This window comes from Pseudomonas sp. QL9 (genome assembly GCF_041409665.1).
GTDB lineage: Bacteria > Pseudomonadota > Gammaproteobacteria > Pseudomonadales > Pseudomonadaceae > Pseudomonas > Pseudomonas knackmussii.
Map to the genome: position 1 here is coordinate 3,258,477 of NZ_CP166971.1, position 22,047 is coordinate 3,280,523.

The 22,047-nt window shown below is 65.0% G+C and carries 20 protein-coding genes; 15 read left to right on the forward strand and 5 right to left on the reverse strand.

The features are described 5' to 3' along the window. Window positions 1-104: 104 nt before the first annotated feature. The 3 genes from asd to ACA097_RS15245 form a co-directional block, all read right to left on the reverse strand. The gene (gene asd, locus ACA097_RS15235) at window positions 105-974 is read right to left on the reverse strand and encodes an archaetidylserine decarboxylase (RefSeq protein ID WP_371364286.1); all 870 of its coding nucleotides are present in this window, start codon (window positions 972-974) and stop codon (window positions 105-107) included. 3 nt (window positions 975-977) lie between these two features. After that, on the reverse strand, window positions 978-1,793 hold the full coding sequence (gene rhdA / locus ACA097_RS15240; RefSeq protein WP_160288567.1) for a thiosulfate sulfurtransferase: 816 nt from the start codon (window positions 1,791-1,793) through the stop codon (window positions 978-980). A gap of 120 nt (window positions 1,794-1,913) precedes the next feature. Next, complete coding sequence (locus ACA097_RS15245) at window positions 1,914-3,443, reverse strand: HDOD domain-containing protein (protein ID WP_371364288.1); 1,530 nt, start codon at window positions 3,441-3,443, stop codon at window positions 1,914-1,916. Window positions 3,444-3,563: 120 nt separating this feature from the next. Between ACA097_RS15245 and motA the strand changes: the two genes are divergently transcribed. Both motA and motB read left to right on the forward strand, forming a co-directional pair. After that, window positions 3,564-4,415 (forward strand): flagellar motor stator protein MotA, encoded by an 852-nt coding sequence (motA, locus tag ACA097_RS15250; protein ID WP_043255770.1) that lies wholly within the window; start codon window positions 3,564-3,566, stop codon window positions 4,413-4,415. Window positions 4,416-4,418: 3 nt separating this feature from the next. Next, window positions 4,419-5,465 (forward strand): flagellar motor protein MotB, encoded by a 1,047-nt coding sequence (motB, locus tag ACA097_RS15255; RefSeq protein WP_371364290.1) that lies wholly within the window; start codon window positions 4,419-4,421, stop codon window positions 5,463-5,465. 12 nt (window positions 5,466-5,477) lie between these two features. Here the strand turns inward: motB and rsgA are convergent, their stop codons facing one another. Continuing rightward, a complete protein-coding gene (gene rsgA, locus ACA097_RS15260; RefSeq protein WP_160288564.1) occupies window positions 5,478-6,509 on the reverse strand; it encodes a small ribosomal subunit biogenesis GTPase RsgA in 1,032 nt (343 codons plus the stop codon). Window positions 6,510-6,599: 90 nt separating this feature from the next. On the opposite strand from rsgA, the gene orn reads away from it, so the two are divergent. Further along, entirely contained in the window at window positions 6,600-7,142 is a 543-nt protein-coding gene (gene orn, locus ACA097_RS15265; RefSeq protein ID WP_371364292.1) for an oligoribonuclease, read from the forward strand. Window positions 7,143-7,216: 74 nt separating this feature from the next. Here orn and queG read toward each other — a convergent pair whose 3' ends face one another. Next, complete coding sequence (queG, locus tag ACA097_RS15270; protein WP_371364294.1) at window positions 7,217-8,284, reverse strand: tRNA epoxyqueuosine(34) reductase QueG; 1,068 nt, start codon at window positions 8,282-8,284, stop codon at window positions 7,217-7,219. Between the two features lie 82 nt (window positions 8,285-8,366). Here queG and ACA097_RS15275 point away from each other — a divergent pair, with 82 nt between their 5' ends. The 12 genes from ACA097_RS15275 to ACA097_RS15330 all read left to right on the forward strand — a co-directional run bounded on the left by ACA097_RS15275 (window position 8,367) and on the right by ACA097_RS15330 (window position 21,394). Next, window positions 8,367-9,869 carry a bifunctional ADP-dependent NAD(P)H-hydrate dehydratase/NAD(P)H-hydrate epimerase gene (locus tag ACA097_RS15275; protein ID WP_043255760.1) on the forward strand — a complete coding sequence of 501 codons (1,503 nt, stop codon included), beginning with the start codon at window positions 8,367-8,369 and terminating at the stop codon, window positions 9,867-9,869. A gap of 26 nt (window positions 9,870-9,895) precedes the next feature. Further along, a complete protein-coding gene (tsaE, locus tag ACA097_RS15280) occupies window positions 9,896-10,324 on the forward strand; it encodes a tRNA (adenosine(37)-N6)-threonylcarbamoyltransferase complex ATPase subunit type 1 TsaE (RefSeq protein ID WP_371370525.1) in 429 nt (142 codons plus the stop codon). A gap of 8 nt (window positions 10,325-10,332) precedes the next feature. Continuing rightward, window positions 10,333-11,769, forward strand: coding sequence for an N-acetylmuramoyl-L-alanine amidase AmiB (gene amiB / locus ACA097_RS15285; protein WP_043255756.1), 1,437 nt, complete (start codon window positions 10,333-10,335; stop codon window positions 11,767-11,769). Beyond that, window positions 11,766-13,679 (forward strand): DNA mismatch repair endonuclease MutL, encoded by a 1,914-nt coding sequence (gene mutL / locus ACA097_RS15290; RefSeq protein WP_160288562.1) that lies wholly within the window; start codon window positions 11,766-11,768, stop codon window positions 13,677-13,679. Before amiB ends, mutL begins: the two co-directional genes overlap by 4 nt. Before the next feature lie 93 nt (window positions 13,680-13,772). After that, complete coding sequence (gene miaA, locus ACA097_RS15295; RefSeq protein WP_160288561.1) at window positions 13,773-14,738, forward strand: tRNA (adenosine(37)-N6)-dimethylallyltransferase MiaA; 966 nt, start codon at window positions 13,773-13,775, stop codon at window positions 14,736-14,738. Between the two features lie 100 nt (window positions 14,739-14,838). Then, entirely contained in the window at window positions 14,839-15,087 is a 249-nt protein-coding gene (hfq, locus tag ACA097_RS15300) for an RNA chaperone Hfq (protein WP_017520393.1), read from the forward strand. 12 nt (window positions 15,088-15,099) lie between these two features. After that, window positions 15,100-16,401 (forward strand): ribosome rescue GTPase HflX, encoded by a 1,302-nt coding sequence (hflX, locus tag ACA097_RS15305; RefSeq protein ID WP_043255747.1) that lies wholly within the window; start codon window positions 15,100-15,102, stop codon window positions 16,399-16,401. A 94-nt stretch (window positions 16,402-16,495) separates the two neighbouring features. Then, window positions 16,496-17,665 (forward strand): FtsH protease activity modulator HflK, encoded by a 1,170-nt coding sequence (gene hflK, locus ACA097_RS15310; RefSeq protein ID WP_371364298.1) that lies wholly within the window; start codon window positions 16,496-16,498, stop codon window positions 17,663-17,665. Next, on the forward strand, window positions 17,665-18,534 hold the full coding sequence (gene hflC / locus ACA097_RS15315) for a protease modulator HflC (RefSeq protein ID WP_043255745.1): 870 nt from the start codon (window positions 17,665-17,667) through the stop codon (window positions 18,532-18,534). Before hflK ends, hflC begins: the two co-directional genes overlap by 1 nt. A 93-nt stretch (window positions 18,535-18,627) precedes the next feature. Continuing rightward, on the forward strand, window positions 18,628-18,813 hold the full coding sequence (locus tag ACA097_RS15320; protein WP_043257812.1) for a DUF2065 domain-containing protein: 186 nt from the start codon (window positions 18,628-18,630) through the stop codon (window positions 18,811-18,813). A gap of 34 nt (window positions 18,814-18,847) precedes the next feature. Continuing rightward, on the forward strand, window positions 18,848-20,026 hold the full coding sequence (locus tag ACA097_RS15325) for an ATP phosphoribosyltransferase regulatory subunit (protein WP_043255744.1): 1,179 nt from the start codon (window positions 18,848-18,850) through the stop codon (window positions 20,024-20,026). 72 nt (window positions 20,027-20,098) lie between these two features. After that, window positions 20,099-21,394 (forward strand): adenylosuccinate synthase, encoded by a 1,296-nt coding sequence (locus tag ACA097_RS15330; RefSeq protein WP_043255743.1) that lies wholly within the window; start codon window positions 20,099-20,101, stop codon window positions 21,392-21,394. Window positions 21,395-22,047 lie beyond the last annotated feature (653 nt).

Below are 22,047 nucleotides of genomic sequence, written 5' to 3' on the forward strand. Positions count from 1 at the left end.
TTCCGAAACTCTAGCAGTATCCATCTTTCGTGACAGCCTACCCAGGGAATGGTGCCGCGCGGTCGTCGGGGCGCCGGCAATTCGCCATGCGCCCCGCACTGCAATCAGACCTGGCGGGCCTTGCCCAGCAGTTGGCCCATGCGCACCGGGCTGCCGGCGGCCAGTTGTTCAGCCCAGCCTACCTGCTCCGGTCCGAACAGGACGATGGCGGTGGAGCCGAGCTTGAAGCGGCCCAGCTCGGCGCCTTTCTCCAGGTGGATGGGCGCGCGTGCCGCTTCGTCGTAGGCGAAGGTCTTCAGCTCGCGCTTCGGCGGCGTGACCAGGCCGGCCCAGACGGTTTCGATCGAGGCGACGATCATGGCACCGACCAGCACCACGGCCATTGGACCACGTTCGGTATCGAACAGGCAGACGACGCGCTCGTTTCGAGCAAAAAGCTCGGGTACCTGCTCGGCGGTCAGCTGGTTCACCGAGAACAGCCGGCCGGGCACGTAGACCATCTCGCGCAGGGTGCCGGCCAGCGGCATGTGCACGCGGTGGTAGTCCTTCGGCGACAGGTAGACGGTGGCGAACTCGCCGCCCATGAAGGGCGCGGCGCGCTCGGCGTCGCCGCCCAGCAGTTCGGTCAGGCTGAAGCTGTGGCCCTTGGCCTGGAAGACGCGGCCGTGTTCGATCGGGCCGAGCTGGCTGATCGCGCCGTCGGCCGGGCAGAGCACGCCGGCCGGGGTTTCATCCAGCGGCCGCGCGCCGTCTTTCAGGGCGCGGGTGAAGAACGCATTGAAGTGCTCGTAGGCACGCAGGTCTTCGACTTGCGCTTCGCGCATGTCGACCTGGTAACGGCGAGCGAACCAGGGAATCAGGCGGTCCTTGAACCAGGCCGCGCGGCACTCGGCGGCGCAGCCGATCAGGCGCGACAGCAGGTGATGCGGCAGCAGGTACTGGGCCAGGATGAACAAACGGTCTTTGAACGACATTCCTCAAACCTCTACAGGGGTGTCGGGGTGGTTGCCCCATTCCGACCAGGACCCGGCATAGCCCTTGACCCGCGGATAGCCGAGGGCCTTGGCCACCAGGTAGGTGAAGCCGGAACGGTGGTGGGTCTGGCAGTGAGTGATCACTTCCTTGTCCGGGGTGATGCCCAGGCTCGTCAGGATCTCTTGCATGTCAGTGCGGATGCGCAGGGCGCGGGCCGGGTCCATGCCGGCGGTCCACTCGAAGTTGACCGCGCCGGGGATATGCCCGCCCTTGGCCGCCAGGACTTTCTGGCCGCTGTATTCGCTGGGGTTGCGCGCGTCCCAGATGGCCAGGTCGGCGGCGCCGATGCGGCCCTGGATGTATTCGCGGGTGGCGGTGGGTTCGTCGCGCAGGGTCAGCGGCAGCGGGCCGCCGGCGGGCGCGGGGACGTCGCGGCTCAGTTCGCGGCCATCGGCCAGCCAGGCGTGCAGGCCGCCGTCGAGGTAGTGGTAGGCCGAGTGGCCGATGACGTCGAGCAGCCAGATGAAGCGCCCGGCCCAGCCGCCGCCTTCGTCGTCGTAGACCACGTAGACGGCATCGGGGTTGTGCCCCAGTTCGCCGAACAGCGCCTCGAGGTCAGCCTTTGCCGGCAGTAGGCCCGGCGCCGGCGGCTGGCCCCACTGGGTGCGCTTGGGATCGACGAAGCGCGCACCGGGCAGGTGGCCTTCGGCATAGCGCGCCGGGCTGGTCAGGTCGACCAGGATGAGCTCGGGGGCGTTCAGGCGGGCAGCCAGTTCGGCCGGCTCGATCACCAGGGGCAGGGCGGAAAAGGCGGACATCTCGGCGTCTCCGTAATGGGCTGGCCGGTCGCGGCGGGGGAGGGGCCCGCTGCGGCCGGCGGAACGCCGCAGTTTAACGGAAAGCGCGTGGCGCGGGCGGTTTTCCCGTGCTTGGGCGCATCAGCCGCGATTGCCTATGAACTGCTGGAGGCTGCGCTCGATGCACTGGCAGGTCTTGTCGAAGGTCTGGGCCTGGGTGTCGCCGATGGGCTGGCCCTGGCGATCGGCAATTACCAGCATCAGCACGCGCTGAGGGGTGCCGAGCGAGCGCAGCAGCAGGTGTTCGCTGGGCAGCGCTTCCTTCAGTTTGCCGGGCAGCACGGCCGAGTAGTCGGCCATGTTGGCCGGCGTCAGTTGCAGGCGCGCTGGGCGCTCCAGCAGCTTGCGCAGCAGCTGGCTGCTGGTTGTCTGCAGTTGCAGGTTCTCGACCGCTGGGGCCAGGCCGAAACTGCGCCGTGCCTGCAGCACGCTCTGTTGGCGGTCGGCGAGCAGCAGTGCGCCTCGGTCGAACCCACACAGGCGCAGCGCTTCCGAAGCGGTGTCGAGCAGTTGCAGCAGGTTGCCGAAGGGCGATGGCGCGCGCAGCAGTTCGGCGCACAGGCGTTTCCACTGCTCGGCATTGCCAGGGCGCGTCGCGATCTGCGCAGGTGCAGGTTTGTGAACCCTCCAGCGCTGGCTGTCCCAGGGCCATAGCAGGGCCTGGGCCGGATGCCAGAAGCGTGGGTCGGCGTCGCGTCGGGCGCTTTGGGCGGCGAGTGAGTGGACCTGCTGCTGCAGGTCTTCCAGAGGGATCTGCAGGTAGAGGGCGGTCAGGCGCTCCCAGCGTTGCATGTGCGCATCGCCCCAGGACTGGTGGGCGGCCATGGCCAGGCTGTTGGCGAGGAGAATGGTATTGGCTGGGCGGGTCAGCCAGCGCGACAGTTCCGGGTCGGCATCCAGGCGCTGTTGCTGGGCCAGCGGCGTGCTTTCGGCATGCGCCAGGTGCAGGGCGCGGGCCAGCAGCTCATGGTCCTCGCCGAGCAGACGCAGCCCCTGGACGATCCAGTCCGGCAGGCGCCAGCGTTCGGCCAGTGCGCGACACAGCGGCAGCAGGCGCATGCCCAGCAGTTCCTGCTCCACTTCGGCGCTCGGCCGTCCCTCGACAAGCACCTGCTGCTGCCATTGCTCGACCAGATCCGGGCGCGCGACGCCCAGCGCCCACAGCGGGGAGAGGATGAACAGGCTGCCCCAATGGATTTCCTGCCAGAGCCGAGCCAAGCGGGCGGCGAACAGGCCGGCGGCCTGCTGCATGGCGTGGCGGCTGATCACCAGCAGTTGTCCGAGGACCGGCGGTATCTGCGCCTGGGGTACTTGCGGCAGGCGCTCCAGCAGCGCCTGGGTGTGGGTCAGGCCAAGGCGGCTAAGGGCGACTTCCAGGCTCTCGGCCGGATTGTCCTGGGCCATGCGGGCGCGGTTGGCCTCGCGCAGGATGGCCAGCGCGAGGGTTGGGCAGTCCTGCAGCTGATCGGCGATATCGCGCAGCGAGCGGCGGTTGTCGCCCAGCGCCCGGCGAATGCGTTCGTGCTGCTCGGCGGGAACCGGGAGCGGCAACTCTTCCAGTTGCTTGAGCCAGGTATCGAGGACGGCTGGATCGGGAGTCTGCAAGGACATGCGGAGGCGCCAAACTGGTTTTTAGTGTTGTCAGCCTATAGTCTTGCGCGGATTTTCCGATAACAACAGCGAGGCGTGCGAGAGCGCCTTCGTCCCGTTCACTGTTCCAGTCGGTCACCCATGGCAAAAATCATCGGCATCTTCGTTCTTCTGGGCAGCGTCCTCGGCGGGTACCTGCTTTCCGGCGGCAAGATCATGGCCATCGTGCAGCCCTTCGAGTTGCTGATCATCGGGGGCGCGGCGCTGGGTGCATTCCTGCAGGCGAACCCGGGCAGCACCTTCATGACGGTGCTGAAGAAGGCGCCGAAGATGTTCAGCAACCGCTTCACCCACACCTTCTACCTGGAAGTGCTGGGGATGCTCTACGAGATCCTCAACAAGAGCCGCCGCGAGGGCATGATGGCCATCGAGGCCGACCTCGAAGAGCCCGCCGCCAGCCCGATCTTCAGCAAGTACCCGGCCGTCCTGAAGGACGACCGCATGACGGCCTATGTCTGCGACTACCTGCGCATCATGTCCTCCGGCAACATGGCGCCGCACGAGCTGGAAGGCCTGTTCGACATGGAACTGGGCAGCCTGAAGGAAGAACTAGAGCACCCCTCCCATGCGGTGACCCGCGTTGCCGACGGCCTGCCCGGCTTCGGTATCGTCGCCGCGGTGCTCGGCATCGTGATCACCATGGCCCTGCTCGGCCAGGGCAGCCAGGCGGAGATCGGCCACCACGTCGCCGCTGCGCTGGTGGGTACTTTCCTCGGTATTCTCGCCGCCTACGGCTTCGTCGGCCCTCTGGCCAACGCCCTCGAGCACGATGCCAAGGAAGAGCTGAACCTCTACGAATCGATCAAGGCCTGCCTGGTGGCTTCGGCTTCCGGCATGCCGCCGTCGCTGGCCGTGGAATTCGGCCGCAAGGTGCTGCTGCCGGCGCACCGTCCGAGCTTCTCTGAACTGGAACAGGCCGTGCGCGGGCGCTAAGCGATGGATAACAACCAGCCGATCATCGTCAAGCGCATCAAGCGCTACGCCGCCGGCCACCACGGCGGCGGCTGGAAGATCGCCTTCGCCGACTTCGCGACGGCGATGATGGCGTTCTTCCTGGTGCTATGGCTGTTGTCCTCGGCGACGCCCGAACAGAAGAAGGCGATTTCCGGCTACTTCCAGGACCCGATCGGCTTCACCGAGAGCGCCAGCCCATACGTGATCGACCTGGGCGGCACGCCGACGCCGGCGCCGGACAAGACCCTCAATCCGCAGATCCAGGCGCAGCCGGAAGCGGACGAGACGCGCATCAGCCCGCAGGCGGAAAAGGAGATCAACCCTGCCGACGCCGAGCGCCAGGCCGAGCAGATCGAGCAGGAGCGCCTGGAACTGTTGCTCAAGGAGCTGCAGGACAAGGTCGATGCGAATCCTGAACTGAAGCCGTTCAAGGACCAGATCCTGTTCCAGATCACCCGCGACGGCCTGCGCATCCAGATCGTCGACGCCGCCAACCGACCGATGTTCGATCTCGGCAGCGCGCGTCTGCAGCCGTATTTCGAAGACATCCTGCTGGCCATGGCCGAGACCATCAAGCAGGTGCCGAACAAGATCAGCGTCAGCGGCCACACCGACGCCAAGCCCTACGCCGGCGACGAGTTCGGCAACTGGGAGCTATCGGCCAACCGCGCCAACGCGGCGCGTCGCGCGCTGGTTGCCGGCGGTTATCCGGATGGACAGATCGCCCGGGTGGTCGGCTACGCGTCTTCGCAGCTGTACGATCGCAAGGACCCGCTCAACCCGGTCAACCGGCGCATCGACATCATCGTCCTGACCAAGCGCGCGCAACGCGCCATCGAGGGGCAGGGCGGCGGCGATCAGCAGGCGCCGGAAGGTTCGGCGCCGAATGCCGCGCCCTCAGCAACGCCAGCGGCGCCGGCTCAGCCCGGGGCTGCAGCGGAACCGCTGCCGGATCAGCAGCTGCAGGAAAAGCTCAACCTGTTCGACGGCGGCGGCAAGCTCAAGCTCGAAGAGCTGAAGACGCAGTAAGCCGGGCCGACCTCAGTATTCGTCGGTCGGCAGGCTGGCGAGGATGTGCCGGTAGCTGGCCATGCGCTGTTCGCTGATCCGACCTTCCTCCAGCGCCTTGAGCAGCGCACAACCCGGCTCGCGATCATGCTTGCAGTCGCGGAAGCGGCAATGCCCGAGCAGGTCGTGGAACTCGATGAAGCCCGCCTCGACGTCGTCCCGGCTCACGTGAACCAGGCCGAATTCGCGGATACCGGGCGAGTCGATCAGGTCGCCGCCCGCGGGGAAGTGGAACAGCCGCGCCGTGGTGGTGGTGTGGGTGCCCTTGCCGGTGACCTCCGAAAGGTCGCCGACCCGCGTGTCGACGCCCGGCAGCAGCGCGTTGACCAGCGACGACTTGCCCACCCCGGATTGCCCGACGAACACGCTGACGTGCTCGTTCAGCGCGGCGCGCAGGGCGTCCATCGCCAAGCCGTTGAACGCCGATACTTCCAGCAGCGGATAGCCCAGGTCGCGATAGATGCTAAGCAGCGAGTCGATCTGTTCGGCGTTCTGCTCGTCGATCAGGTCGGCCTTGTTCAGCAGCAGCAGCGGCTTGATGCCGGCATGCTCGGCCGCCACCAGGTAGCGGTCGATCAGGTTGGCGTGGGGCTCGGGGCGCGGGGCGAAGACAATGACGATGCGATCGACATTGGAAGCCACCGGCTTGAGCACGCCGCGCATGTCCGGGCGGCACAGCTCGGAAGTACGCGGCAGCTGCGCAACGATCACGCCGATGCCCTGGTTGCCCGGGCGCCAGACCACGCGGTCGCCGGTCACCAGTGTCGGCAGGTTGGCGCGCAGGTGGCAGCGCAGCACTTCGCCGGCGTGCTCGCCTTCCAGTGCCTCGACCTCCACCTGGACACCGAAGTGGGCGATCACCAGACCGTTCTGCTCCGGGCCGAGGTCGCCACCTTCGAGCTCCTCGATGGCGCGCGACTCGCGCTTGGCGGCACGTGCGGCGCGCTCTTCCTGGATCTTTTCGATGCGCCAGCTCTGCCGGCGGGTGAGATGACGCTTGGCCATATTGAGTCCACGGGAAAAATCGCCGGCGAGTTTAGCATGCGTCCGAGCGCTTCCCGCTAAACTAGGGGGCTTGAGCCAAGGAGCCGCACCATGCAGAACGCACAGAACCTGATCTGGATCGACCTGGAGATGACCGGCCTTGACCCGGACCGGGACGTGATCATCGAAATGGCCACCATCGTCACCGACAGCGACCTCAACATCCTCGAGGAAGGTCCGGTGATCGCCGTCCACCAGAGCGAGGAAGTCCTCGCCGGCATGGACGAGTGGAACACTCGCCAGCATGGCCAGTCGGGCCTGACCCAGCGCGTGCGCGAAAGCACCATCAGCACCGCAGAAGCCGAAGCGCAGACCCTGGCGTTCCTGGAGAAGTGGGTGCCCAAGCGCTCCTCGCCGATCTGCGGCAACAGCATCTGCCAGGATCGCCGCTTCCTCTATCGCCACATGCCGAAACTGGAAGCCTACTTCCACTACCGCAACCTCGACGTCTCCACGCTCAAGGAACTGGCCGCGCGCTGGGCACCGCAGCTGCGTGACGGCTTCAAGAAGGGCAACACCCACCTGGCGCTGGACGACATCCGCGAGTCCATCGCCGAGCTGCGCTACTACCGCGAGACCTTCATCAAGGTCTGAACCGCTGTCATTCGTAGGAGCGAGCTTGCTCGCGAACAGCCACATCGCGGTGCCGTTCGCGAGCAAGGTCGCATCTACAGATCCACTCCATGTCGGCGAAGCGCCCACTCGACATGCTCGCGCACCAGTTCGGACGGGTATTCGCGGCGCGCTTTCAATGCCTCGATCACCGGAATGCTCGACGGCGCGTTCCCCAGCCCAACCGCCAGGTTGCGCAGCCAGCGCTCGTAGCCCGCGCGGCGCAGCGGCGAACCTTCGGTGCGAGAGAGGAACTCTTCCTCGCTCCACAGGAACAACTCGGCCAGCTCGGCGTTGTCGAGCCCGTGGCGCGGCTGGAAGTCGCCCTGTTCGGTGGGGCGAGCGAAGCGGTTCCATGGGCAGACCATCTGGCAGTCGTCGCAGCCGAACACCCGGTTGCCCATGCCGGCGCGCAGGTCCTCGGGGATCGGCCCCTTGAGCTCGATGGTCAGGTAGGAAATGCAGCGTCGCGCGTCCAGCACGTACGGGCCGATGAAGGCGTTGGTCGGGCAGATGTCCAGGCAGGCTGTGCAGCGTCCGCAATGCTCTGTGCCGTGGGCTTCGTCCACCGGCAGGGGGAGATCGGTGAAGAGCTCGCCGAGGAAGAAATAGCTGCCGGCCTTGCGGTTTAGCAGAAGGGTGTTCTTGCCGATCCAGCCAAGGCCAGCCTGCTCGCCGACGGCTTTCTCGAGCACCGGGGCGCTGTCGACGAATGCGCGGTAGCCGAAGGTGCCAACTTCCTGCTGGATGCGCTCGGCCAGTTGCTGCAGGCGCTTGCGGATCAGCTTGTGGTAATCACGGCCAAGGGCATAACGGGAGACGTAGGCCTTCTGCGGTTCGCCGAGAACCTTCGCCATCTGCGTGTCGCCGGGCAGGTAATCCATGCGCAGGGAGATAACCCGTAGGGTGCCAGGCACCAGCTCGTCCGGCCGCCAGCGCTTGCTGCCGTGGGCGCCCATGTAGTCCATCTCGCCGTGGTAGCCGGCCGCCAGCCAGCGCTGCAGGTGCTCGCCGTGGCTTTCCAGGTCCAGGCCGCTGATGCCCACCTGCTGGAAGCCGAGCTCGCGGCCCCAGGCCTTGATGCGTTCGGCAATGGCGCTGTAGTCAGGATTGGAATCGTGCATGCGGGGGCGGGAAAGCGGGAACGGGGTGCGTATAATTCTGCCAGACCTCGCCGACCGGCGCCCGATCCTCCGCGGATACCCGATGAACTCGCACCCTCACGACAATCTGCCGACCGCGCTTTACAGCGCCCAGCAGGTGCGCGACCTGGACGCGCGCCTGATCGCAGCCGGCACGCCCGGCTTCGAACTCATGCAGCGTGCCGCCCACGCCGCCTGGCGTGCCCTGCGCCGACGCTGGCCGGATGCCGCGCGGGCGACCGTGCTCGCCGGGCATGGCAACAATGCCGGCGACGGTTACCTGATCGCCGCGCTGGCACAGCGTGCTGGCTGGAACGTGCGCGTACTTGCAGTTGGCGATCCGGCGCGCCTGGGCGGCGATGCTGCGTTGGCTCACGCGGAAGCGCTCGCCGCCGGCGTACCTATCCTGCCCTGGCACGAGCATGCCGAATTGCATGGCGTGCTGGTCGACGCGCTACTCGGCACCGGTCTCGGTGGCGAGGTGCGCGCGCCCTACGCCGAGGCGATCCGGCGCATCAATGACAGCGGCCTGCCGGTGCTGGCGGTGGACATCCCTTCCGGCCTAAGCGCCGACACCGGCCAGGTGCTGGGTGTGGCGGTGCGTGCGGACCTGACGGTGACATTCATCGGCCTCAAGCTCGGCCTGTTCACTGCTGATGGAGCGGACCACTGCGGTCAGTTGATTTTCGACGATCTTGATGCGGATCCGCAGCAGCTCCCCGCAAGTTCTCAAGCCACGCGGCTAGCGCCTGTTTCCCTGGCGAAGCTGGCGCCGCGCGCCAAGGCCGCACACAAGGGGCTGTTCGGCCACGTGCTGGTGCTCGGTGGTGAACACGGCATGGGCGGCGCAGCGCTGCTCGCTGGTGAGTCGGCCCTGCGCTGCGGTGCTGGCCTGGTTTCCCTCGTCACTCGACGGGAGCATGTGCCGGCTGCGCTGGCCCGGCGCCCGGAGTTGATGACGCATGGCGTGTCTTCCTCCGCCGAAGTGCTGCGCGCCGCCGAGCGTGCCAGCGTACTGGTGGTTGGCCCTGGTATCGGCCGCAACGCTTGGGGGCGCTGCCTGCTGAGCGCGGCGGCAAGTCTCGCATTGCCCCAGGTCTGGGACGCCGATGCGCTCAACCTGCTGGCCGAAGGGCAAGTAAGGCGGCCATCTGGAGCGCTGCTGATCACCCCGCATCCCGCCGAGGCGGCACGTTTGCTCGGCTGCTCCACTGCGCAGGTGCAGGCCGATCGACCTGCTGCTGCGCGTGAACTGTCCCGTCGCTACAACGCCGTCGCCGTGCTCAAGGGCGTTGGCAGTCTGGTGGCTGCGCCCGATGGGCGTTTGGCACTGTGCTCCCATGGCCATCCGGCAATGGCGGGCGCCGGGTTGGGCGATGTGCTTTCCGGCATCGTTGGGGCGCTGCTGGCGCAAGGGATGGACGCTTTCGACGCCGCCTGCCTGGCCGTCTGGTTGCACGCTCGTGCTGGGGAAACTTTGGGAGCCGAGGGGAGAGGCCTGGCGGCCAGTGATTTGTCGTCTGCCGTTCGTCAGTTGCTCGAGGAGATCAGTCCGTGCCTGAACTGAAGTTGTTCGCCGATGGCGAGGAAGCCATGTACGAACTGGGGGCTCGCATCGCCCAGGTGAGTGCGGGGGAGGGGGTCATATACCTGCATGGTGACCTGGGGGCGGGCAAGACCACGCTGTCGCGTGGCATCCTGCGCGGCCTTGGCCATTCCGGTGCGGTGAAAAGCCCTACCTTTACGCTGGTCGAGCCCTATGAAATAGGTGAGAAGCGCGCATACCATTTCGATCTTTACCGCCTGGCCGATCCCGAGGAACTGGAATATCTCGGCATTCGCGACTACTTCGAGGGCGGCGCGCTTTGCCTGATCGAGTGGGCCGAGCGCGGTACGGGCGTTTTGCCAAAGGCAGACCTGGACATTACCATTACACCGCAAGCGGGCGGCCGCGTGCTGCGCCTCGAACCGCACGGGGTGCGGGGCGAAGCATGGTGCGCTGTCCTGGCTAACGGAGCATGAGAAAAAACATGGGTTGGGGGTTGCGCCTGCGGGCGCTGTTGGCCGGGCTTTTCGTCCTGCTGGCGTTTAGTGCTGGCGAGGTTCTTGCCGCCGCGCAAATCACACAGGTCAAGAGCGTGCGCTTGTGGCGCGCCCCGGATAACACCCGCCTGGTGTTCGATCTGTCGGGCCCGGTACAGCACAGCCTGTTCACTCTCAGCGCGCCGAATCGCATCGTCATCGACCTCACAGGCGCCCACCTGAACGGTGCGCTCAATCCGCTCAAGCTGAAGAACACCCCGATTACTTCGGTGCGCACCGCGCAACGCTCGCCGAGCGACCTGCGCCTGGTGCTGGACCTGTCCGCTCAGGTAACGCCGAAAAGCTTCGTGCTGCCGCCGAACCAGCAGTACGGCAATCGCCTGGTCGTCGACCTCTACGACCAGGGCGCGGACATCACGCCGGATGTGCCGGCCACGCCAACCCCGGATCAGCCCGCTGCGCCCGTGACCCCGACCCAGCCGGTGGCCAAGGCGCCGGTGCCGTCCGGTGGCAAGCGCGACATCGTCGTTGCGATCGACGCCGGACACGGTGGCGAAGACCCGGGCGCCTCCGGCCCGAGCGGCTTGCACGAGAAGAACATCACCCTCTCCATCGCCCGTGAGCTGCAGCGCCAGATCAACCAGATGAAGGGCTTCCGCGCCGAACTGACGCGGACCGGCGACTACTTCATCCCGCTGCGTGGACGTACTGCGATTGCGCGCAAGAAAGGCGCTGACCTGTTCGTCTCCATTCACGCCGACGCCGCGCCCAGCAGCAGTGCCTTCGGTGCTTCGGTATTTGCTCTCTCGGATCGTGGCGCCACCTCGGAAACCGCGCGTTGGCTGGCCGACAGCGAAAACCGTTCCGACCTGATCGGTGGTGACGGAAGCGTCAGCCTGGACGACAAGGACCACATGCTCGCCGGCGTGCTGCTCGATCTGTCGATGACCGCGACCATGTCCTCCAGCCTGGACGTCGGGCATAAGGTCCTGACCAGCGTCGGTCGGGTCACCTCGCTGCACAAGAATCGCGTGGAGCAGGCCGGATTCATGGTGCTGAAGTCGCCGGATATCCCGTCGATCCTGGTCGAAACCGGCTTCATCTCCAACCCGGGCGAGTCGCAGAAGCTCAACAGCTCCGCACACCAGCAGGCCCTGGCGCGCTCCATCGCCGCCGGTGTCCGCCAATACTTCGTGCAGACCCCGCCGCCGGGCACTTACATCGCATCGCTGCGTGATGCGGGCGCCGTCAGTACGGGGCCGCGCCAGCACGTGGTGCGTTCTGGCGAAAGCCTGTCGATGATCGCTGCTCGCTATGACGTGAGCATGGCCACCCTGCGTAGCACCAACGGCCTGAAGACCGACAGCGTGCGCGTCGGCCAGGTGCTGAATATTCCGGCAACGGCCCTGGCGGCTCAGCAATGACCGAGCTGCGCCGTATCCAGCTGCTCAGTCCGCGGCTGGCCAACCAGATCGCTGCCGGTGAGGTGGTCGAGCGCCCCGCATCGGTCATCAAGGAGCTGCTGGAAAACAGCCTGGACGCCGGCGCCCGGCGCATCGATGTCGAGGTCGAGCAAGGCGGCATCAAGCTGCTGCGGGTGCGCGACGATGGCGGCGGAATTCCCTCTGACGACCTGCCTCTGGCCCTGGCGCGTCACGCCACCAGCAAGATCCGCGAGCTGGAAGACCTGGAAGCGGTGATGAGCCTGGGCTTCCGTGGCGAAGCGCTGGCCTCGATCAGCTCCGTGGCGCGCCTGACGATGACTTCGCGCACCGCCGAAGCCGAACAGGCCTGGCAGGTGGAGACCGAAGGCCGTGACATGTTGCCGCGCGTGCAGCCGGCGGCGCATCCGGTGGGCACCAGCGTCGAAGTCCGCGACCTGTTCTTCAACACGCCGGCGCGCCGCAAGTTCCTGCGCGCCGAGAAGACCGAATTCGATCACCTGCAGGAAGTCATCAAGCGCCTGGCGTTGGCGCGCTTCGATGTGGCCTTCCATCTGCGCCACAACGGCAAGACGATCTTCAACTTGCATGAAGCGAAGGATGAGCTGGCCCGCGCGCGCCGAGTCGGCGCTGTCTGCGGTCCGGCCTTCCTCGAACAGGCGCTGCCCATCGAGGTGGAGCGCAATGGCTTGCACCTTTGGGGATGGGTGGGGCTGCCGACCTTCTCGCGCAGCCAGCCGGACCTGCAGTACTTCTACGTAAACGGCCGCATGGTGCGCGACAAGCTGGTCGCCCACGCGGTGCGCCAGGCGTATCGCGACGTGCTGTACAACGGCCGGCACCCGACCTTCGTATTGTTCTTCGAGGTCGATCCGGCGACGGTGGACGTCAACGTGCACCCGACCAAGCACGAAGTGCGCTTCCGCGACAGCCGCATGGTCCATGACTTCCTTTACGGCACCCTGCATCGCGCCCTTGCTGAGGTGCGCCCGGACGATCAGCTCGCACCGCCAGGCGCCACCAGCCTGACCGTACAGCGCCCCACGGGGCAGGCCGCTGGCGAGTTCGGCCCGCAAGGCGAAATGAGCCTGTCGGACAAGGTGCTCGAAGCGCCGGCGGCGGCTCGAAACTGGAGCGGTGGTGGCTCGACAGGCTCGTCTGGTGGCGGTGGTGGTTACAGCTATCAGCCAACTCGCCAGGAGATTCCGCCCGTCGCCGAAGCTCAGGGCGCCTATCGCACTTTCTACGCCCCGCTCGCTGAAACGCAGGCAACTGCTCCTCAGGCGCTGCCGGAAAGTACCCAGGATGTTCCTCCGCTGGGCTACGCGCTGGCGCAGCTGAAGGGCATCTATATCCTGGCCGAGAACGCCCACGGCCTGGTGCTTGTGGACATGCACGCCGCCCACGAGCGCATCATGTACGAGCGCCTCAAGCTGGCCATGGACAGTGAAGGGTTGCGCGGCCAGCCGCTGCTGGTGCCGGAATCCATTGCCGTCAGCGAGCGCGAGGCCGATTGCGCCGAAGAGCATGGGGACTGGTTTGCCCGGCTCGGCTTCGAGCTGCAGCGGCTCGGGCCTGAGACCCTGGCAATTCGGCAGATTCCGGCGCTGCTCAAACAGGCCGAAGCCACGCAGCTGGTGCGCGACGTGCTGTCTGACCTGCTGGAATACGGCACCAGCGACCGTATCCAGGCCCATCTCAACGAACTGCTCGGGACCATGGCTTGCCATGGCGCGGTGCGAGCCAACCGGCGCCTGACGCTGCCGGAGATGAACGCCCTGCTGCGTGACATGGAGATCACTGAGCGCAGCGGTCAGTGCAACCACGGTCGTCCGACCTGGACGCAGTTGGGCATGGATGAGCTGGACAAGCTTTTCCTGCGCGGTCGCTGAAATAAAGCCAGCCTTAAGCTATCTGCAGTAAACTGCGCGCCAATCGATTCAGCGCGCGGTTTGCGCGCCTTTCCGAATCCCGACGAGTTGCCGATGTCTTCGCTGCCTCCCGCCATTTTCCTCATGGGTCCGACCGCCGCCGGCAAGACCGATCTGGCGCTCGAGTTGGCGCGGGTGCTGCCGTGCGAGCTGATTAGCGTCGACTCCGCGCTGGTCTATCGCGGCATGGATATAGGCACGGCCAAGCCGTCGAAGGAAGTGCTTGCCGAGTTTCCCCACCGCCTGATCGATATTCGCGATCCCGCGGAGAGCTATTCGGCTGCAGAATTCCGCGCAGATGCCCTGGCAGCGATGGCAGAAGTCACTGCGGCCGGACGTATTCCGCTTCTAGTGGGCGGCACCATGCTGTATTTCAAGGCGTTGCTGGAGGGCTTGGCGGACATGCCAAGTGCCGACGCGGCCGTGCGCGCCGAGCTCGAGGCGTGGGCGCAGGCCGAAGGTTGGGCGGTACTGCATGCGGAGCTCGCGCGAGTCGATCCGGAGTCGGCCGCACGCATCCATCCCAATGACCCGCAGCGCTTGATTCGCGCGCTGGAGGTGCATCGCGTCAGCGGCATGTCGATGAGCGACCATCGTCGGCGTCAGGCAAGTGAAAATGCGGGCTCTGGCGCGCCAGGTACAGGGCAATTGCCGTATACTGTCGCGCACCTGGCGATTGCCCCTCTGCAACGCCAGGTTCTGCACGCGCGAATCGCGCAACGTTTTCGTCAGATGCTGGAACAGGGCTTCGTTACCGAGGTCGAAGCACTTCGCGCAAGAAGTGACTTGCACGCCGGGCTACCGTCTATACGTGCCGTAGGTTACCGACAGGTATGGGAATACCTCGAGGGCAAACTGTCCTACGCTGAGATGGAGGAGCGCGGGGTGATAGCTACCCGGCAATTGGCTAAGCGCCAGTTCACATGGCTGCGAAGCTGGAGCCATCTACACTGGTTGGACAGCCTGGCAGGCGACAATCTGCCGCGTGCCTTGAAAATTCTTGAGGCGGTCTCCATATAGGTTCGAGACCTGAATTCAGCCGTCTATCCTTGGGGTTACCGACGGCAGTAAGCCATTCGACTATTACTAAATCTATTGATTCCCTAAAGGAGTGCGGCATATGTCAAAAGGGCATTCGCTACAAGACCCTTATCTCAATACCCTGCGTAAAGAACGTGTTCCGGTGTCCATCTACCTGGTCAACGGTATCAAACTGCAAGGTCAGATCGAATCCTTCGACCAGTTCGTCATCCTGCTGAAGAACACTGTCAGCCAGATGGTCTACAAACACGCCATTTCCACCGTCGTGCCGAGTCGTCCGGTACGCCTGCCCACCGGCGACCAACCGGCCGAGCCGGGCAACGTTTGACGGGAGTCTGTCTTGTTCTTTGAGCGCCCGGGTGGTGGGGAACGGGCCATTCTGGTCCATCTGGAAGGTCAGGACCCCGAGGCGCGCGAAGACCCGCAGGAGTTCCAGGAGCTGGCCCGTTCGGCGGGCGCGGAGTCCGTTGCATTCGTCAGCATTTCGCGCCACCAGCCTTCGGCCAAGTACCTGATTGGCAGTGGCAAGGTCGATGAGCTGCGCGATCTTGTGCACGCGCAGAAAGTCGAACTGGTTATCTTCAATCACACCCTGACGCCCAGCCAGGAACGTAACCTGGAGCGGGCGCTCGAGTGTCGGGTACTCGATCGCACCGGGCTGATTCTGGATATTTTTGCCCAGCGCGCGCGTACCCACGAAGGCAAACTGCAGGTCGAACTGGCTCAGCTCGAGCATATGAGCACGCGCCTGGTGCGCGGCTGGACCCACCTTGAGCGCCAGAAAGGTGGTATCGGTCTGCGTGGCCCCGGCGAAACCCAGCTCGAGACCGACCGGCGCCTGCTGCGCGGACGCATCCGCCAGATCAAGCAGCGCCTGGAAAAGGTACGCAGCCAGCGTGAGCAGGCTCGTCGTGGGCGTCGTCGGGCTGAGATTCCGTCGGTCTCTCTGGTTGGTTACACCAACGCCGGCAAGTCCACGCTGTTCAATGCGCTGACCACTTCCGAGGTCTACGCGGCCAACCAGCTGTTCGCTACCCTCGACCCGACCTTACGGCGGCTTGAGCTCGACGACGTGGGGCCCGTGGTGCTTGCTGATACCGTAGGTTTCATCCGCCATCTGCCGCACAAACTGGTCGAGGCCTTCCGCGCTACGCTGGAAGAGTCGAGCAACGCCGATCTGCTTCTTCACGTGATTGACGCGGCTGAGCCGGAGCGGACTGCGCAGGTCGAGCAGGTGCATGCGGTGCTGGCGGAAATCGGCGCCAACGAGTTGCCGATGCTCGAGGTGTACAACAAGATCGACCTGATGCCGGACTTCGAAGCGCAGATACAGCGCGACGAGGACGGCAAGCCGGTTAGGGTCTGGCTTTCGGCTCGCGAGGGTCGAGGCCTGGAGCTGCTGGAAAAGGCGGTGGCCGAGCTGCTTGGCGACGATATGTTCGTCGGTACGCTCTGTCTTCCGCAGCGTCTCGGTCGCCTGCGTGCCCAGCTCTTCCAGCTGGGGGCCGTGCAGTCCGAGGAGCATGACGAGCAAGGACGCGCCGTTTTGCAGGTTCGCCTGCCGCGTGTCGAGTTGAACCGCCTGGTAAGCCGCGAAGGATGGCAGCCGGCGGAGTTCATTGCGCAACACACTTTGCAATAAAGCCTGAAACGGTGCTTTTGGCAGCGTAGAAGGCATTCTGTAGCATTGGTGGGCGCGCCGTAGGCGCGTTTCGCGTTATCAGATGGAGAGCGCTATGGCTTGGAACGAGCCGGGTGACAACTCGAACAAGAATGATCAGGACCCCTGGGGTGGTCGCCGTGGTGGCGGACGCCAGGGTCCTCCGGATCTTGATGAGGCCTTCCGCAAATTGCAGGAAAGCCTGAACCGTATATTTGGCGGCAAGAAGCGTGGCAGCAGCCCGCTTGGCAATGGTGCGGGGGGCGGTTTCGGCCTTTTCGGCATTGGCCTCGCCGTGCTTGCCGTCCTTTGGCTGTACAACGCCGTCTATGTCGTGGATGAACAGGAGCAGGCGGTAATCCTGCGGCTGGGCAAGTACCAAGAAACGGTCGGCCCCGGCTTGAACTTCTATTTCCCTCCGATCGACAAGAAGTTCCAGGAGAACGTCACCCGCGAGCGCGCTTATAGCAAGCAAGGGCAGATGCTCACCGAGGACGAGAACATCGTCGAAGTACCGCTCACCGTGCAGTACAAGATCAGCAACCTGAAGGACTTCGTGCTGAACGTCGATCAGCCTGAAGTCAGCCTGCAGCAGGCTACTGAAAGCGCCCTGCGGCATGTTGCCGGTTCCACCACCATGGATCAGATCCTCACCGAAGGTCGCGAGCAGATGGCGACTGATGTGCGTGATCGCCTGCAGCGTTTCCTGGACAACTACAAGACCGGGGTCACTGTCACTCAGGTGAACATCCAGAGCGCCGCTGCGCCGCGCGAAGTGCAAGAAGCCTTCGACGACGTCATTCGTGCTCGCGAAGACGAGCAGCGCGAGAAGAACCAGGCCGAGGCCTATGCCAACGGCGTGGTGCCGGAAGCTCGTGGTCAGGCTCAGCGCATCATTGAAGAAGCCAACGGCTATCGCGATGAAGTGGTTTCGCGCGCTCAGGGTGAGGCGGATCGCTTCAACAAGTTGACCGCGGAATACCACAAGGCGCCGGACGTAACGCGCCAGCGCCTGTACCTGGACACCATGCAGGATGTGCTGTCGCAGACCAGCAAGGTGCTGGTGACCGGCCAGCAGGGGCAGAACAACCTCATCTACCTGCCGCTGGACAAGATGATGGACGGCCGCACCTCGGCAGCGCCGAGCACCAGTGCACCGAGCAGTACGAGCAGCACGCCGGATCTCGGTTCGCGGGTCGCCAATGACCTGCAGCAACGCGACCAGCGCACCAGGGAGAGCCGCTAATGAGTAACAAGTCGCTGATCGCCCTGATCGCTGGCGTCGTCGTTGCCGTTGCGCTGTGGAGCAGTGTCTACGTGGTACAGCAGACTGAGCGTGCGGTGCTGCTGCGCTTCGGTCGCGTGGTGGAGTCGGATGTGCAGCCTGGCATGCACTTCAAGGTTCCCTACGTTAACCAGGTGCGCAAGTTCGATGGCCGCTTGCTGACCCTGGATTCGCCGACCCAGCGCTTCCTCACCCTCGAGAAGAAGGCGGTGATGGTAGATGCATACGCCAAATGGCGTGTGGCTGATGCAGAGCGCTTCTATACCGCCACGTCTGGCCTCAAGCAGATCGCCGATGAGCGACTGTCGCGGCGTCTGGAGGCTGGTCTGCGTGACCAGTTCGGCAAGCGCACGCTGCACGAGGTTGTGTCCGGCGAGCGTGACGCTCTCATGGGTGACATCACTGCTTCGCTGAACCGCATGGCGCAGAAGGAGCTGGGAATCGAGGTCATCGATGTGCGCGTCAAGGCCATCGACCTGCCCAAGGAAGTCAACCGCAGCGTCTTCGAGCGGATGAGCACCGAGCGTGAGCGCGAGGCTCGCGAGCACCGTGCCAAAGGTCGCGAACTGGCCGAAGGTATTCGTGCCGATGCCGACCGCCAGCGTCGTGTGCTGTTGGCCGAGGCCTATCGCCAGGCTGAAGAAACTCGCGGTGATGGCGATGCGAAGGCGGCGTCCATCTACTCCAAGGCGTATAGCCAGGATCCGGAGTTCTACGCCTTCACCCGTAGCCTGAAAGCGTATCGTGACAGCTTCGGCGATCAGAAGGATGTGCTGGTGCTCGATCCGCACAGCGAATTCTTCCGCTACCTGGAAAAGTCAAAGCCCTGATGCGCTTCTCCGGCGGGCGGCAGCGCCTGCCGGAGAAAACGTGTTATCATGGGTCAGCCGGGAAATCCCGGCTTTTTTGCGTCTGCGAGAATCATGTGGCAGGAATTCGGCAAAGCGTTCTGTCTGTTGCTGGTGCTGGAGGGCATCCTCCCATTCCTGTATCCGCGTGGCTGGCGTGAGGCCGTCAGCGGGCTGGGTCGTCTAGACGATCGACGCCTGCGACTCATCGGACTGGGCAGCATGCTGCTCGGGACCGTCCTTCTTTACTGGATTCATTGATGAATTGCCGCCCGGCTGAAAGGGGAGAGGCGACATGGCAACGGTAGACCGCTGGCTGCTGCCAGATGGGATCGAAGAAGTGCTGCCCCCAGAGGCGGCGCGCGTCGAAGCAGCCCGCCGTCAGGTGCTGGATCTGTTCCAGCGCTGGGGTTACGAGTTCGTCGTCACCCCGCATATCGAATACCTGGAATCCCTGCTGACCGGCGCCGGTCAGGATCTGGACCTGCGTACCTTCAAGGTCACCGATCCGGCTTCCGGCCGTCTGATGGGGTTCCGCGCCGACATCACGCCGCAGGTGGCCCGTATGGATGCCCACAGCCTGCGTCGCGAGGGGCCCAACCGTCTGTGCTACGCCGGCAGCGTGCTGCATGCGCGTCCGCGTGCATTGGCTACTTCGCGTAGCCCGATCCAGCTGGGTGCGGAGCTCTATGGCGATACCGGTTCGGCCGGTGACGTCGAAGTCATCAGCCTGATGCTCGACATGCTGGCGCTGGCCGAAGTGCCCGCCGTGCATATGGACCTTGGCCATGTCGGAATCTACCGCGGCCTGGCCCGCGCGGCCGGTTTGTCCGGCGAGTCCGAGCAAGCGCTGTTCGACGCGCTGCAACGCAAGGCTGTAGACGAAGTCGCCGCGCTGACCGAAGACCTGCCTGCCGATCTCGCCGGCATGCTGCGTGCACTGGCTGAGCTTTGCGGCAGTCGCCAAGTGCTGACCCAGGCTGCCGAGGTCCTGGCTGCTGCTCCGGCCGTTGTGCAGGCAGCGCTGGCTGACCTGACCGCAATCGCCGATGCGCTGGCGCAGCGCTTCCCGACGCTTCCCCTGTATTTCGACCTGGGCGAGCTGCGCGGCTATCACTATCACACGGGGGTGGTGTTCGCCGCCTTCGTGCCCGGCGTGGGCGAGTCGATCGCCCAGGGTGGTCGCTACGATCACATCGGCGCCGATTTCGGTCGCGCACGACCGGCCACTGGCTTCTCCACCGATCTGAAGACGCTGGTGACCCTCGGGCAGGCGCAGTTGGATGTTCCGGTAACGGGCATCTGGTCGCCGGCCGAAGGTGCCGGTCTGTGGCAGGCGGTGCAACGACTGCGCCGCGATGGGCAGCGCGTGGTTCAGGCGCTGCCGGGGCAGGATGCGGCTTCGGCGCGCGAGGCGGGTTGCGATCGGCAACTGCAGCTGCGTGACGGCAATTGGCAGGTGGTGCCCTTCTGATCCCGATAAGGGCTGCCGCGAGTTTCCGCCGGCCGAGGCCGGCACCGAATATCCACGATGGGGACAAGTGTTATGGGTAAGAATGTCGTAGTCCTGGGCACCCAATGGGGTGATGAGGGCAAAGGCAAGATCGTCGACCTGCTCACCGACCAGGCAGCTGCCGTGGTGCGTTACCAGGGCGGCCACAATGCTGGTCACACTCTGGTGATCGACGGTGAGAAGACCGTGCTGCACCTGATTCCGTCGGGCATCCTGCGCGAAGGCGTGCAGTGCCTGATCGGTAACGGTGTGGTGCTGGCGCCCGACGCGCTGATGCGCGAGATCGCCAAGCTGGAAGAGAAGGGTGTGCCGGTGCGCGAGCGCCTGCGTATCAGCCCGTCCTGCCCGCTGATCCTGTCGTTCCACGTGGCTCTCGACCAGGCGCGCGAGAAGGCGCGTGGCGATGCCAAGATCGGTACCACTGGCCGCGGCATCGGTCCGGCGTACGAAGACAAGGTAGCTCGCCGCGGTCTGCGCGTAGGTGACCTGTTCCACCGCGAGCGCTTTGCCGCCAAGCTCGGTGAGCTGCTGGACTACCACAACTTCGTCCTGCAGAACTACTACAAGGAGCCGGCCGTAGACTTCCAGAAGACCCTGGAAGAGTGCATGGCTTATGCCGAGCAACTGAAGCCGATGCTGGCCGACGTGACCTCGACCCTGCACAACCTGCGTCGCGCCGACGAGAACATCATGTTCGAAGGTGCCCAGGGTTCGCTGCTGGACATCGATCACGGCACCTACCCGTTCGTTACCAGCTCCAACACCACCGCTGGTGGCACCGCTACCGGTTCGGGCTTCGGTCCGCTGTACCTGGACTACATCCTGGGTATCACCAAGGCCTACACCACTCGCGTGGGTTCCGGTCCGTTCCCCACCGAGCTGTTCGATGACGTTGGTGCACACCTGGCCAAGGTTGGTCACGAGTTCGGCGCCACCACTGGCCGAGCTCGTCGTTGCGGCTGGTTCGATGCCGTCATCCTGCGTCGCGCCATCGAGATCAACAGCCTGTCCGGCCTGTGCCTGACCAAGCTGGACGTCCTCGACGGCCTGGAGACCGTGCGCATCTGCACCGGCTACAAGAACGCCGCCGGCGAACTGCTGACCGATGCGCCGACCGACGCCGACAGCTATATCGGCCTGCAGCCGGTGTACGAGGATATGCCGGGCTGGACTGACTCCACCGTTGGCGCCAAGAGCCTGGACGCTCTGCCGGCCGCCGCTCGCGCATACATCAAGCGCATCGAGGAGCTGGTTGGTGCGCCCATCGACATCATCTCCACTGGCCCGGACCGCGTAGAGACCATCGTCCTGCGTCATCCGTTCGCCTGATTCGATGCTGTACTGCAACGGGCCGCTCATGCGGCCCGTTGTCGTTTTCGGCTAGACGAAAGTCGTAACGGCACGCCCCTTGCTGGCAATTCGGATCGGCGCATTTCGCGTCAGTATTCCGTTACCTCAGGAGGCATGCCGTGTCCGCCGTCCTTTCGCTTTTGCGCAGTCGTTTGCTGCGTCCCGTTTTCATCGCCCTGGGCGTTGCCCTGCTGGTGCAACTGGTCATTGCCCTGTGGCTGACGCGCAGCACCGTGGATCACCTGGTGGTCAATCTGGGCGATCGCCTGGGTGGTCAGTCGCAGCGCCTTTCCGGAGAGTTGGAGCAGGCGGGTGGTGAGCTCAGCTCCGGGCTCGCCGAGCTTTCCTCGCGTACTCGAGAGCGCCTGGGGGCGGCTCTTTCCGCGCGCCTTGAAGAAGAGCGTGGCGAGACTCGCCAGAGTCTCGAGCAGGGTCTGCGTCAATCGGCCGATCAGCTCGCCCAGTTGCTGGCGGCGGTAGCGCCCAAGGCCATGTGGGACAACGATGTGCCGACTCTGTCGGAGTATGCCCGGCGTGCGCAGGCCAACCCTGACGTGATGTTCGTGGTCTACGACGATCCCGAGGGCAAGCACCTGACTCGTTACCTGAATCGCGAGGATGCGCGAATCCAG

Bases quoted from the DNA above. Each gene is read 5' to 3' on its own strand.
- asd (WP_371364286.1), bottom strand. From the start codon at position 974: ATGTCGTTCAAAGACCGTTTGTTCATCCTGGCCCAGTACCTGCTGCCG.
- rhdA (WP_160288567.1), bottom strand. From the start codon at position 1,793: ATGTCCGCCTTTTCCGCCCTGCCCCTGGTGATCGAGCCGGCCGAACTG.
- ACA097_RS15245 (WP_371364288.1), bottom strand. From the start codon at position 3,443: ATGTCCTTGCAGACTCCCGATCCAGCCGTCCTCGATACCTGGCTCAAG.
- motA (WP_043255770.1), top strand. From the start codon at position 3,564: ATGGCAAAAATCATCGGCATCTTCGTTCTTCTGGGCAGCGTCCTCGGC.
- motB (WP_371364290.1), top strand. From the start codon at position 4,419: ATGGATAACAACCAGCCGATCATCGTCAAGCGCATCAAGCGCTACGCC.
- rsgA (WP_160288564.1), bottom strand. From the start codon at position 6,509: ATGGCCAAGCGTCATCTCACCCGCCGGCAGAGCTGGCGCATCGAAAAG.
- orn (WP_371364292.1), top strand. From the start codon at position 6,600: ATGCAGAACGCACAGAACCTGATCTGGATCGACCTGGAGATGACCGGC.
- queG (WP_371364294.1), bottom strand. From the start codon at position 8,284: ATGCACGATTCCAATCCTGACTACAGCGCCATTGCCGAACGCATCAAG.
- ACA097_RS15275 (WP_043255760.1), top strand. From the start codon at position 8,367: ATGAACTCGCACCCTCACGACAATCTGCCGACCGCGCTTTACAGCGCC.
- tsaE (WP_371370525.1), top strand. From the start codon at position 9,896: ATGTACGAACTGGGGGCTCGCATCGCCCAGGTGAGTGCGGGGGAGGGG.
- amiB (WP_043255756.1), top strand. From the start codon at position 10,333: ATGGGTTGGGGGTTGCGCCTGCGGGCGCTGTTGGCCGGGCTTTTCGTC.
- mutL (WP_160288562.1), top strand. From the start codon at position 11,766: ATGACCGAGCTGCGCCGTATCCAGCTGCTCAGTCCGCGGCTGGCCAAC.
- miaA (WP_160288561.1), top strand. From the start codon at position 13,773: ATGTCTTCGCTGCCTCCCGCCATTTTCCTCATGGGTCCGACCGCCGCC.
- hfq (WP_017520393.1), top strand. From the start codon at position 14,839: ATGTCAAAAGGGCATTCGCTACAAGACCCTTATCTCAATACCCTGCGT.
- hflK (WP_371364298.1), top strand. From the start codon at position 16,496: ATGGCTTGGAACGAGCCGGGTGACAACTCGAACAAGAATGATCAGGAC.
- hflC (WP_043255745.1), top strand. From the start codon at position 17,665: ATGAGTAACAAGTCGCTGATCGCCCTGATCGCTGGCGTCGTCGTTGCC.
- ACA097_RS15320 (WP_043257812.1), top strand. From the start codon at position 18,628: ATGTGGCAGGAATTCGGCAAAGCGTTCTGTCTGTTGCTGGTGCTGGAG.
- ACA097_RS15325 (WP_043255744.1), top strand. From the start codon at position 18,848: ATGGCAACGGTAGACCGCTGGCTGCTGCCAGATGGGATCGAAGAAGTG.
- ACA097_RS15330 (WP_043255743.1), top strand. From the start codon at position 20,099: ATGGGTAAGAATGTCGTAGTCCTGGGCACCCAATGGGGTGATGAGGGC.